The 11,896-nt window shown below is 72.1% G+C and carries 11 protein-coding genes; 6 read left to right on the top strand and 5 right to left on the bottom strand.

The window, feature by feature from the left end:
• Window positions 1–6: 6 nt before the first annotated feature.
• Window positions 7–2,097, bottom strand: coding sequence for a zinc-ribbon domain-containing protein (locus tag K8612_RS39125; RefSeq protein WP_306799590.1), 2,091 nt, complete (start codon window positions 2,095–2,097; stop codon window positions 7–9).
• Window positions 2,098–2,265: 168 nt separating this feature from the next.
• Here K8612_RS39125 and K8612_RS01190 point away from each other — a divergent pair, with 168 nt between their 5' ends.
• Window positions 2,266–2,943, top strand: coding sequence for a polyhydroxyalkanoate synthesis regulator DNA-binding domain-containing protein (locus tag K8612_RS01190; RefSeq protein WP_223740046.1), 678 nt, complete (start codon window positions 2,266–2,268; stop codon window positions 2,941–2,943).
• A gap of 54 nt (window positions 2,944–2,997) precedes the next feature.
• Here K8612_RS01190 and K8612_RS01185 read toward each other — a convergent pair whose 3' ends face one another.
• A complete protein-coding gene (locus K8612_RS01185; RefSeq protein ID WP_223740047.1) occupies window positions 2,998–3,804 on the bottom strand; it encodes a ParA family protein in 807 nt (268 codons plus the stop codon).
• A 23-nt stretch (window positions 3,805–3,827) separates the two neighbouring features.
• A complete protein-coding gene (locus K8612_RS01180; protein ID WP_223740048.1) occupies window positions 3,828–4,139 on the bottom strand; it encodes a hypothetical protein in 312 nt (103 codons plus the stop codon).
• A gap of 197 nt (window positions 4,140–4,336) precedes the next feature.
• Between K8612_RS01180 and K8612_RS01175 the strand changes: the two genes are divergently transcribed.
• The 4 genes from K8612_RS01175 (at window position 4,337) to K8612_RS01160 (ending at window position 8,996) form a co-directional block, all read left to right on the top strand.
• Window positions 4,337–5,257: an ArsA family ATPase gene (locus K8612_RS01175; RefSeq protein ID WP_223740049.1), complete on the top strand. Its 921-nt coding sequence runs from the start codon at window positions 4,337–4,339 to the stop codon at window positions 5,255–5,257.
• Window positions 5,254–6,366 (top strand): ArsA family ATPase, encoded by a 1,113-nt coding sequence (locus K8612_RS01170; protein ID WP_223760979.1) that lies wholly within the window; start codon window positions 5,254–5,256, stop codon window positions 6,364–6,366. The genes K8612_RS01175 and K8612_RS01170 overlap by 4 nt, the downstream gene beginning before the upstream one ends.
• A gap of 248 nt (window positions 6,367–6,614) precedes the next feature.
• The gene (locus K8612_RS01165) at window positions 6,615–7,784 is read left to right on the top strand and encodes a tetratricopeptide repeat protein (RefSeq protein ID WP_223760978.1); all 1,170 of its coding nucleotides are present in this window, start codon (window positions 6,615–6,617) and stop codon (window positions 7,782–7,784) included.
• A gap of 15 nt (window positions 7,785–7,799) precedes the next feature.
• Window positions 7,800–8,996 carry a M48 family metalloprotease gene (locus K8612_RS01160; RefSeq protein ID WP_223760977.1) on the top strand — a complete coding sequence of 399 codons (1,197 nt, stop codon included), beginning with the start codon at window positions 7,800–7,802 and terminating at the stop codon, window positions 8,994–8,996.
• 145 nt (window positions 8,997–9,141) lie between these two features.
• Here the strand turns inward: K8612_RS01160 and K8612_RS01155 are convergent, their stop codons facing one another.
• Both K8612_RS01155 and K8612_RS01150 read right to left on the bottom strand, forming a co-directional pair.
• Window positions 9,142–9,666: a tetratricopeptide repeat protein gene (locus K8612_RS01155; protein ID WP_206789669.1), complete on the bottom strand. Its 525-nt coding sequence runs from the start codon at window positions 9,664–9,666 to the stop codon at window positions 9,142–9,144.
• A gap of 8 nt (window positions 9,667–9,674) precedes the next feature.
• Window positions 9,675–11,201, bottom strand: coding sequence for a hypothetical protein (locus K8612_RS01150; protein WP_223760976.1), 1,527 nt, complete (start codon window positions 11,199–11,201; stop codon window positions 9,675–9,677).
• 211 nt (window positions 11,202–11,412) lie between these two features.
• On the opposite strand from K8612_RS01150, the gene ruvX reads away from it, so the two are divergent.
• Window positions 11,413–11,871, top strand: coding sequence for a Holliday junction resolvase RuvX (gene ruvX, locus K8612_RS01145; RefSeq protein WP_223740054.1), 459 nt, complete (start codon window positions 11,413–11,415; stop codon window positions 11,869–11,871).
• Window positions 11,872–11,896 lie beyond the last annotated feature (25 nt).

Raw genomic sequence — 11,896 nt, 5'->3', positions numbered from 1 at the left:
CGACTCTCAGCCTCCCGTGCGGTCCGCGGTGGGCTCGGAGGGGATGGGCTCCAGCGTCACCTCCAGCCGGTGGCCGGTGAGGTCCGTGGGGAACTCCTGGAACAGCACCAGGAAGGGCACCTTGCCGCCCGGCGGCACCGGGAGGGACGCCGCGTCCATGCGCTGACGGAGCGCGGTGGCGGCCTCGCGGGTGGTGACGGCGTGGAGCTCCTCCGGCGTGGCCAGCGCGCCCGCCAGCCCCTCCGTGGAGCGCACCCGCTGGTCGCCGTCGAAGAGGGCGGCGCGCACGCGCACGGCCGCGGCGGCGCCGGTGCGGTTCTCCGCCTCTCCGCGCACGACGAAGAGCATGCGTCCGTCGCGCGTCTCGTAGAGGCCGTTGGACACGTCGCTCGCGACGAACGGGCGGGACGCGGGCATCACCAGCGTGCGCAGGCGGTCCGGGGACAGCGTGGAGGGGTCCACCTTGCCGTCGCGCAGGTACAGCGCGCCCAGCGCGCCCAGCGCCACCACCAGCACGGTCGCGATGGCGAGGTTGAGCACCAGCCCCGTCAGCTTCCGCGCGCGGCCGGGCATCCGGCGCTGGGGCATGCCCACGTCCTCGATGCGGGCGGAGGGCTTGGCCACGGTGACGGCCGGGCCGGAGCGCATGCTGGCCAGGTCCACCACCTCCCGGCGGGGCGTGGTGATCTTGAACGGGTCGCCGTCGTCGTACGCCGGCACGTCGCTCAAGAGCGAGATGCCGCCGGGCTCCTCCGCGCCCGCCTCGGCGGGCACGTCCCCCAGCAGCGCGGCGCGGCCGGTGTCGGAGGCGGCCACGCCCTCCTCACCGGAAGCCCCCGCGCCGGAGAAGTCGAACAGGTCGCCCATCGGCTCCGGGCCGACGTGGGTGGCCTCTGAGGTGTGCTCGGGCGCGGCGGACAGGTCCGGGGCCGCAGCCGCCACGTCGATGGACGCGAACGGGTCCTCGCTCTCGAAGCCCGGAGGGGGCGTCATCGGCCCCACCGCCGTGGCGCCGCTCGGGGAGGGCGCCGCGGCGACGTTCGCGGCATGGCGCAGGGACGCCGCGTCCGGGGCCGCCGGAGCGTCGATGGGGAAGTCGAAGAGCGGATCCGCCGCGAAGTCCGTCGAACCGGCGGCGGCAAGCCCCGGCGAGGCTGCGGGCGCGGCCCCGGGACGTGACGCCCTGGCGGGGACCGAGGCCAGGGGCATGCGCGCGACGGGGGCTCCCGCCGGAGGCATGGCGGCACGCGAGGGCGCGGCGCCCGACGGTGCCGGTCCGCCGGCCGGGAAGGCACCAGGCCCCGGAGGCATGGCCGCACGCCCCGGAGCGGCGGACGGGGAGCCCCCGGGAGGCGGAGGAGCCACCGCCCCGGGAGGGAACGGTCCCCTGGGCGCCACGGGCGCGGCCTCCGCCGCGAACACCCCCGGGGGTCCGCCCGGAGCCACGGCCGCCGGACGGGCCGCCCCTGCGTTCCCCACCGCGAACGCCCCCGGAGGCGCGGCCCGGGCGGCGGGAGGCGCGAAGGCCCCTGGAGGCATCGGGCGGGGAGCCGCTACCGGAGGAGCAGCCACGGGCGGCTGGGAGGCCGCCGCTGGAGCATCCAGCATGAAGTCCGCGAACGGGTCATCCAGGTCCGGCACGACCGGATTCGGGGGTGGCGGCGGGGCCGCCTGACGCCGGGACGCGACGCCCGGAACCGGCGTGGGCGGGTCGAACGGCATCATCGCCCCGGCGGCGCCCGGCGTGGCGGGGGCCCGGACGGAGGCCGCTTGCGGGGCGTCCACGTCGATGTCCACATCCACGTCACCCCAGGACTGGACCTGGGACTTCACCGCGGGTGCGCCGGGCGCGTAGTACGCGGCCCCCGGCCGGGTGACCTCCCCGGTGGGCTCCGGCGCCGCTCCGAACGCCTGGAACGGGTCCGCCTGCTCGGGCGGAGGGCCGGCGGGCGGGGGGGCGCTCAGGGCCGGCGCGGGCTCACGCGCGACCCGAAAGGTGTTCTGGCATTTGGTACAGCGGACCTTGACCCCTTTTTCCGTCACCTTCTCGTCGGGGATCTTGAACCGCGTCTGGCACTGTTCGCACTGGACGATCATGGGGTCGGGTCGGGGGGACTCAGAGCATAGGCCCACCCGGCAACCACGGCGAGTCGGACCCGGGTAACTTGCTCGCTTCCAACCCCTTTGATACGAGGTTCGCCCCTTTGGAAATTGAGAAGTAAACCAGTAAATGCCAAGGCGCAGCCGGGGTCGGAGACGACAGACATGAGCGAGGCCGAGCAAGCAAACGCTCCCAGCACCACCAAGGAGCCGAAGATCATCAAGCGCTACACGAACCGGAAGCTCTACGACACCGTGGAGAGCCGGTACGTCACGCTCGATGAGATCGCCGCGATGATCAAGGAGGGCACCGAGGTGCGGATTGTCGACAACCGCACGAAGGAGGACCTGACCTCCGTCACCCTCGCGCAGATCATCTTCGAGGAGGAGAAGAAGAAGAACCAGATGCCGCTGTCGGTGCTGCGGGAGATCATCCGCCACCCCGGCGAGTCCATCTCCGGGTTCATCCAGAAGGAGGTCTCGCCGCGCGTGGCCTCCATCCGCGAGGAGGCCGAGCAGCGGCTGGACAAGCTGCTGCGCCGCGAGGACGGCAGCCCGCAGGAGGCCGCTCCGGAGGCCCCCGCCGCCGCGCCCGCCGCGCCCCAGGCCGAAGGCAACGCCGCGAGCCTCAACCCGGCGGAGCTGCTCAAGGCCAGCCAGCGCGCCTTCGAGGACTTCCAGCGCCGCATCGACGAGCGCGTGAAGCAGGTGGTGGAGAACCTCACCGGCAACCTCCCCGCCCTGGGCCGCGACATGCAGGCGCTCACGCAGCGGCTGGAGGAGCTGGAGAAGAAGCTCGACGCCGTGGAGAAGGGCGACAAGAAGGACGCGAGCGCGTCCTGAAGCACCCCAGGCCTGGACGCCGTGGCGCCCGCGGGGAAGCGGGCGCAAGGCGCCTCAGGCCACCTTCGGCCGGGCCCGCTTCCGCTTCGCCGGAGGCGCCCCGCCGTGGATCTCCGCCGCGATGGCCGCGAGCATCCGCGCCCCGGGGCTCTGGGGCGCGTACTCCCAGATGGTCTTCCCGTGGCTCTGCGCCTCGTCCACCTTGACGCTGTAGCCCAGCGGCGTGGCGGCGAGCGCGTCCGGGAAGTACGCCCCCAGGCGCTCCAGGATGGCCGTGGCCAGCGCCGTCTTGCGGTACAGCGTGGGCACCACCTTGGTGACGCGCAGGTCCGCGCGCCCCTCCGCCTCGCCCACCTGGCGCACCGTCTCCGCCAGCTCCGCGCACCCGTCCAGCGCCAGGTACGTCAGCGCCACCGGCACCACCACCTCCGTGGCCGCCACCAGGATGTTGCGCGTGGTGAGCCCCATGGACGGAGGCGCGTCGAAGAGCACCACGTCGTAGCCCGCGTCTTGCGCCTCCCGCATGCGGTCCGCCAGCCGGTGCGCGCGCCGCGGGTCCTGCGCCACCACCACCGGGAAGTCCGCCATCTCCTTGTACGCGGGCACCACGTCCAGCCCGCTCACGCCCGTCTGTCGCACCACGGAAGACAGGGACACCTGCGCGTCGGTGAGCAGGTGGAAGACGTTGCGCGGCAGCGTGCGCACGTCCACGCCCAGTGACTTGCCCGCGTGGCCCTGCGTGTCCAGGTCCACCAGCAGCACGCGGCGGCGCTGCTCCAGCGCGAGCCACGCGGCGGTGTTCACCGCGAGCGTCGTCTTGCAGGTGCCGCCCTTCTCGTTGATGAACGCGATGCGCCGCATGGCCATTGAGGGCGTGCCGCGCCCTACCCCTTCTTCTTCGAGGACGTGTTCGACACCAGCGTGTCCACCTTGCCCTCGACGGACGCGAGCAGCTTCTCCAGGTCGTCCACCTTCGAGCGCAGTTGCTCCAGGTCCGCCGTGGACGGCAGGTTCATGGCGGACAGCGCCGTGCGCAGCGCCGTGTCCAGCGTCCCCTTCGCCGCCAGCGAGCGGGACACCAGCGTCTGCACCGCCGCCACGAACTTCTCGTTGGAGAGCAACTGCTGCGCGAGCTTGCCCACGCGCTCCTCGCCCGTCTCCACGAGCTTCTTCATCACCGGGTTGTTCTTGAGCATGGTCTTGGAACCGTTCAGGTCCGGCCCACCGCGAGACAGGCGACATGGCCTTCGGGACAGGCGGGACGTCAGGAAGAGGACGCCGCACTCTGGGAGGGGCCAACGCGACGTGTCAAGCAGGGGAACAATGGCGGTTTCCGCTCGTGGACTCTCGTTGACTCTCCGGGAACCCATCCCTACGGTTCGCGCGCCCTCTTATGGCCGGACTGCTCGACAAACGCCTGTGGATCGTCTCTGGCAAGGGGGGCGTGGGGAAGACGACCGTCGCCGCCGCCCTGGCCCTGGCCTCGGTGCGCGCTGGCCGGCGCACCCTGGTGTGTGAAGTGAACACCCAGGAGCGCGTCAGCCGCATCCTGGAGCTGCCCGAAGCGGGCCCGGAGGTGAAGCTCCTGGAAGAGAACCTCTGGGCGGTGAACGTGCGCCCCCAGGAGGCCATGCGCGAGTACGGCCTGATGGTCCTGCGCTTCGAGACCCTCTACAAGACGGTCTTCGAGAACCGGCTGGTGCGCTACTTCCTGCGCTTCATCCCGTCGCTCCAGGAGCTGGTGCTCCTGGGCAAGATCATGTTCCACCTCCAGGAGAAGCTGCCGGACGGCCGCTGGAAGTACGACACGCTGGTGCTGGACGCGCCCGCCACCGGCCACGCCATCTCCTTCCTGAGCGTGCCGCAGGTGCTGCTGCAGACGGTGCCGCCGGGCCCCATGACGCGCGAGGCGATGAAGATGCGCGACCTGCTGGTGGACCCCGCCGTCACCGCCGCGGTGCTGGTGGCGCTGCCGGAGGAGATGCCGGTGAACGAGGCGCTGGAGCTGCACGGCGCGCTGCGGGACCGGGTGCACATCCGCACGCACGCGGCGGTGCTCAACCAGGCCTTCCCCGAGCGCTTCACGGAGGCCGACCTGGAGGCGCTCGCGGGCCACCCGGAGCTCATGCGCGTGGCGCAGGCGCACCACGACCGCGCCTCGCAGGCGGTGCTCGCGGGCACGAAGCTGGAGCGCAACCTCCACGCGCCGGTGTACACGGTGCCCAGGTTGTTCGTGCCGCGCTTCGGACGGGACGCGGTGGAGACGGTGATGGGGCACCTGAACGCGATGGTGACGGGAGGCACGGGAGCATGACGGCGCTGCAAGCGGCGCTCGCGAACAAGCGCGTGCTCATCTGCGTGGGCTCCGGCGGCGTGGGCAAGACGACGGTGGCGGCGACGCTCGCGCTGCGCGCGGCGGTGGATGGCCGGCCCAGCATCGTCTGCACCATCGACCCGGCGAAGCGCCTGGCCAACTCCCTGGGCCTGTCCGGCCTGGGCAACGAGGAGGCGGAGGTGCCCGCCTCCGTGCTGGAGAACCTGGGCGTGAAGCCCCGGGCGGCCCTGCACGCGATGATGCTGGACATGAAGGCCACCTGGGACGACCTCATCACCCGCGTGGCCCCGCCGGAGCAGCGCGAGCGCATCTTCGCCAACCGCTTCTACCAGTCCCTCTCCACGGCCCTGGCGGGCAGCCAGGAATACATCGCCATGGAGAAGGTCTGGGACCTGCGCCGCAGCACGGACTACGAGCTGGTGGTGCTGGACACGCCGCCCACCGCGCACGCGCTGGACTTCCTGGACGCGCCCAACCGGGTGCTGGACTTCCTGGACAACGAAGCGGCCAAGTGGCTGCTCACGCCCGCGCTGAAGGCGGGCAAGGTGGGCCTGTCCCTCTTCAACCTGGGCGGCAGCTACGTGACGCGCGCGCTGGCGCGCTTCACCGGCACGGAGATGCTCCAGGAGCTGTCCTCCTTCATGCTGACGCTCTCCTCCATGAACGAGGGCTTCCGCGAGCGCGCCCGCGGCGTGCGCGAGCTCCTGGAGGACAAGACGACGGGCTTCGTGCTGGTGACCAGCCCCAACCCGGAGCGTCTGGACGAGGCCATCCACTTCCACAAGCTGCTCAAGCAGAACCGCATGGAGATGACGGCCATCGTGGTGAACCGCGTGCACCCGCTGCCCACCCAGGCGCAGTGGGCGGACGCGGCCACGCTGACGCCCACCCGGCGCGCGAAGGTGGAGGAGACGCTGCGCGAGCTCCAGGTGCTGGCGCAGCAGGACCTGGAGGGCATGGCGCAACTGCGCGAGGCCTGTCCGGGAACGCCCCTCATCCAGGTGCCGCGCTTCGGGCTGGACGTGCACGACCTCACCGCGCTGTGGGGCACCGGCCGCTACCTCCTGGGCGACGACGTCCTCGCCTGAGCGCCCTCCCCCACCCCGCGTGACGCGCCCCCGCCGTGGAGCCGCCGGGCATTTCCGGCGCATGGGGGCGTTCATGCCGGGTGGCAGGGCGCCGGCGGCCCGCCCGCATTAGACTGGCGGAGTCCGGGAGCACCGCGGAGGAGCACTTCCGGGAACCTGGCGGGTCTCCGGGGTGTCGATGTCCGGGGCCGTACCGGGTGACGTGGGCGCACCGGATGGGAGCGAGCTGCATGCACGGCAGGAAGCGGATGGAGGCAACCGGAGTCGCCCGGCGGTGGCTGTGGGCGGGCGTGTTGGGCCTGGGGCTGACGCTCACGGGCTGCCGCACCACGGGCGCGGCGGCGAAGCCGGACGCCACGGCGAACAAGCAGGTCGTGGAGTTCGACCCCGTCACGGTGACGGCGGACCTGGAGCTGGACAAGCTCAACGACGAGGAGCTCTTCGCGGGCGGCACCTCCGCCTTCGCCGCCAACGACTTCAAGCAGGCGGCGCGCTACTTCGGCCGGCTCGCGGACTTCCACCCCAACAGCCCGCACCGGCGGCAGGCCCTCTACAACGCGGGCCTCGCGCACCAGCGCCTCAAGGAGTGGGACGACGCCTACGGGCGCTTCTCCGAGCTGGCGGAGCCCCAGAAGGGCCAGGGCGACGCGCTGGACGCGTCCTTCCGCGTGGCGGAGACGTTCTACCACCTGGAGCGCTACGAGGAGGCGGTGAAGCTCCTGACGACGCTGGCCTCGCGCGAGGACCTGCCCGCGGGCCGCCGCATCGAGGCCCAGGTGCAGCAGGGCATCTGCCAGGTGGAGGCCGGCCGCACCGACGACGCGGAAGGCACGCTGCGCAAGGCGCTGGCCGCGTATGACGCCCTGCCGGACAAGTCGGAGGTGGAGGACTACTTCCCCGCCCAGGCGCACTTCTTCGTCGGCGAAATCTACCGGCTGCACTACGAGGCGGTGAAGCTGGAGGCCAGCCGGGGCAGCGACGGGCTGGCGCAGGACCTCAACTACAAGGCGGAGCTGCTGTTGTCCGCGCAGGGCCACTACCTGCGCTCCATCCGCGTGGGCAACGGCTACTGGGCCACCGCCGCGGGCGCGCAGATTGGCGCCCTGTACGAAAACCTCTACGAGCACATGGTGAACTCGCCCACGCCCCCGGAGCTCAACGCCGAGGAGGCGGAGGTCTACCGCCAGGAGCTGCGCAAGAAGATCCGCGTGCTGCTCACCAAGTCCATCAACATCTACGAGCGCACGCTGGAGGCCGCCGAGCGCATCGGTTCCCAGAACGCCTTCGTGGACCGCACCCGCCAGAGCCTGGAGAAGGTGAAGACGCTCCTGCTCGCGGACGCGGACTCCGCCGATACGGACTCGGACGAGGTCTCCGTGCCCATGCCCGCCTCCAACGCGGGCGCGAAGCGCCGCTAGCGTCCCCCGCCGGCCATGGAACCGCTCTTCACCCCGGAGCAGCTCGCGGACATCCACGCCTACCACCAGCCCTATTACATCCGGGCGGCGGTGGACCCGCTGGTGCGGCTGGCCCTGTCGGCGCTCATCCTGGCCGTGCTCGTGCGGCCCGTGTACCGGGGGGCGACGGCCGCGGCGGCGGCGCTGGAGCGCAGGTGGGGCGGAAGGCTGCGCAGGGCCCCGGTGAGCCGCGCCTTCTTCAGCGCCATGGACCGGCTGTGGGGCGAGCCCGGCTGGGGGGCCGCGCTGCTCTTCGCGCTCTTCATCGACCTGGCCACCCAACTGCTCTACGCCCCCGCGAACGTGTACTTCTTCTACGTGCTGGAGCACCGGCACGGCCTGTCCAACGACACGCCCGCGACCTTCGCGTGGATGTGGTTCAAGGGCACCCTCGTGGGCGCCATCGCCCTGACAGCGCTCGTGGTCGGGCTGTATGGCCTGGCCCGCCGCGTGCGCCGGTGGTGGCTGGTGCTGGGCGTGCCCGTGGCCCTGCTGATGCTGGTGTCCTCCGCCCTGGACCCGTACCGCGCCCGCCTCTACTACGACCAGACGCCCTTGCAGGAAGGGCCGCTGCGCTCGCGCATCACCGGACTCATGCGCAAGGCGGACATCACCTTCTCCGACGTGGTGGTGGAGAAGACGTCCGTGAAGTCCAAGCGCATCCAGGCGTACTTCGCCGGCCAGGGCCCCACGCGCACCATCGTCCTCAACGACGTCATCCTGGGTGAGCTCGCGGAGGACGAAATCCTGGCCGCGGTGGCGCACGAGGCGGGCCACGTGAACGAGCCCCGCTGGCCCGGCCGCATCGTCTCCTCGCTCGCGGTGCTGGCGCTGCTCCTCCTCATCGACCAACTGCTGCGCCTGTCCGCCCGCCGGGGCTGGTGGGGCGTCCAGCGCGCGGGCGACATCCGCACCCTGCCGCTGGTCTCGCTGGTGGTGTTCCTGCTCATCACGCTCGCGGCCCCCGCGTCCGGCGCGCTCTCCCGCGAGCGCGAGCGCGAGGCGGACCGCTACGGCCTGAACCTCACCGGCGACCCCGGCGCCTTCCGCCGCATGCTGGTGAAGGCCGCCCGGGTGAACAAGATGGACCCCGAGCCGCCCCGCTGGGTCGTGCTCAAGGGCATGAGCCATCCCCCCATCGGGGAACGGCTCGCCGCGCTCGACGCGCCCTGACGCCGCCTTCAAGAAGCCGCCGGTGGATGGGCCTCCACTCCACTCCCCCTCGCCATCCAGGCCCACCCTCCGGCCGGCCGCCCCCGGACCGCTCCCCAACTGTCCGGTGGCACATCCGTCTTGAAACGTCTCCGCGCTCAGCGCCTCACGTCGGCGGAGCGCCCTCCTTCAGCTTCTCCACCGCCACCAGGGTGATGGCCTTCACCAGGGCCTTCGCGCGGCGCCCCGCGGACGTCTCGCCATGCGGGTCGACCTCCACCGCGTTGGCGATGTCCGTGAAGCCCTGCCGCTCGCCCCGGCGCAGGTGCAGCTCGCCCCGGCCCGTCAGCGCCACGGGGTTGCGCGGGTCTCCGGTCAGCGCGTGCGTGTACTCGGTGAGCGCGTCCTCCACCCTCCCGAGCTTCTGGTACACGGTGCCCAGCGCCGCGTGCGCCGCGGAGTCCTTCGGGTTCCCCTCCACGAGCCCCTCGAAGAGGATGCGCGCCTCCTCCAGCCGGCCCGCCGCCGCCAGGTCGCAGCCCACCTGCGCGATGGCCTTCGCCTCCTCGAAGGTCATCCCCTCCACCTCCGCCCAGGTCGTCTCCCCCCGCGCGAACGCCTTCAGCCTGCGCGCCGTTCCGGTCTCCATCGTCCGTCCCTCGCCGCCTTCGTGCTTGATGATGCGTCCCATGGCGGCCCTCACGCGCTGCGCAGGTTGGAGATGGCCGTCTTCGCCATCTCGTTGAACTTCGAAGACATGTTGCTCATCAGGTCGAACATCGCCTTGCGCTTCTCCATCAGCGTCTGAAGCCGCAGCTCCAGCTCCTGCATGCTCGTGTCCAGCTTCGCGCCGCGCGCCTTGTCCGACGGGCTGGTGCCCAACGCGGCGCGCTCCTCGCGGGCGCTGGCCATCTCGTTCATCACGTCCAGCAGCTCCTCGTCCGTGTCCTGGGTGATGCCCATGAGCAGGGCCTGCACCTTCTGCTCGATGCTCATGTTCGGGTTGTCCACGATGTCGCGCGCCCGCGAGCCGCCCGTGCTCCGGCCGCCGCCGGCCGGCTTCGCCACCGAGCCCAGCTCCGCGTCCAGGTCCTGCCAACTGGTGACGCCGTCCCGGCCGCCGCTCGCCGCCATCTCCAGGCGGTGCCAGTACTCCGGGTGGTCCGTGAAGAACTGCGCGGCGCGCTTGAGCGTGGAGGACGCCGCCGGGCTGTCCAGCACCGCCTCCAGGTCCGCCATCGTCAGCTTGCCGTCCTTCGTCCCCTTCGCCGTGTCGAAGGTGTCCCAGTTCTCGTCCAGCACCTGGAGCGCGTCGGCGTACTCCTGGAGGTCCGGATCCACCGCCCCCGAGCCCCCGCTACCCCCCGGCCGCCCCGCGCCCCCGGTGCCTCCTCCGCCATGGCCCGGACGGCCCGACACGCCCCCGTCCGTGCTCCCCGTGCCGCTGCCGGGCCGCCCCGTGCCGCCGGTGCCCGGGCGCCCCGCCCCGCTCCCCGGCCCCGGCCCGGCCCCCCCGCCGGTCCTGGGCGGCGCGCAGTCCGACGGAGGGGGCGCGCAGTCCGAGGGCGAAGGCGCCGGACGGCCCGGCCGCTCCGGGCGCCCGTACTTCGCGAACTCCGCGGCCAGCCGCCTGGACTCCTGCTGGAGGCCCATCAGCTCGATGCGGTCATCGTTCAGGCCCGGCACCTTCAGCATCAGGAGGCTCTTCTGCGCCGTGTCCACCTGTTCGAAGAAGGCCCGGTTGTCGACGAGGAACCTCGCCGCGTCCCGGAGCGACGGCGACACGTTCGTGTCCTGCGAGATGCGCTGGAGGTCCGCGCGCGACAGCGAGCCGTCCTTCTTGCCGTCCAGCAGGTCCAGGTAGCCGAAGTTCGCCTCCAGCGTGCGCAGCGAGTCCGCGTAGTCCAGCAGCTTGGGGTCCAGCGGGCTGCGGCTTCCGGCGCTGCCTCCCGCCTGCGAAGCGGCGCTCGCGTAGCCCGCGCCCGCCTTCGCCGCGTCCTGGGACGTGCGGTACTCCGTCTTCGCGGACGGGTTCTTCTTCAGCTCGTCCGCCACGCCCAGCGCGCCGCTGGCCGCCATCATCACGTTGCCGCTCATCACCCCCGCGGCCGTCTTGATGGAGTTCGTGAGGACGGGGGGAAGCCCCAGGGCGTCCCCCGCCAGGTCGGTCACGGCGGCCATGGGGCCGCCCAGCAGGTTCGCCACGCCTTTCAGGATGTCGAGCATCGATACTCCCGCGCGACGGGTTGAAGTGGGTGCTGCCGGGTGCCGCGCGCCGTCTCTTCGGACGCGGGCAGGCATTGCAGCGGCGGTGCCGGGCACGGCCGCGCGCGGGGCGAGTCGAAACGCGGGGTTGGCCCGAGGGGTCCTCCCGCCGCGTCCCCACCCACGGACGGGTCGGTCCGCGGCGGAGGATTGCGGTTAGAGTCCCGCGCCCATGCGCACCTTCGGGCTCGACTACGGCACCAAGACCATCGGGGTGGCCGTCTCGGATGGACTGGGGCTCACCGCCCAGGCGGTCACCACCGTGCGGCGCACGTCGCTCAAGGGGGACCTGGCGGAGCTGTCCCGGCTGGTGAAGGAGCACGAGGTGACGCGCTTCGTCCTGGGGCTGCCCCTCAACATGAACGGCACGGAGGGGCCCCGCGCGGAGGCCTCGCGCAAGTTCGCGCAGGTGCTGGAAAGCGCCCTGGGACTGCCCGTGGAGCTGTGGGACGAGCGGCTGTCCACCGTGGCCGCCCAGCGCACCCTGCTGGAGGCGGACGTGCGCCGGGAGAAGCGGCGGGAGGTCATCGACCAGCTCGCCGCGCAGTTCATCCTGCAGGGCTGGCTGGACGCGCACCGCCCCAAGGACGAGGACGGCTACGACGACGACGACTACGACCCGGAGGGCTGAGCAGCGCCTCCGGGAGTCCCTGACG

The sequence above is a fragment of the Corallococcus sp. AS-1-6 genome (assembly GCF_020037015.1).
GTDB lineage: Bacteria > Myxococcota > Myxococcia > Myxococcales > Myxococcaceae > Corallococcus.
The sequence above is the reverse complement of the archived record's forward strand: the minus strand, read 5'-3'. Positions and strand labels throughout refer to the sequence as shown.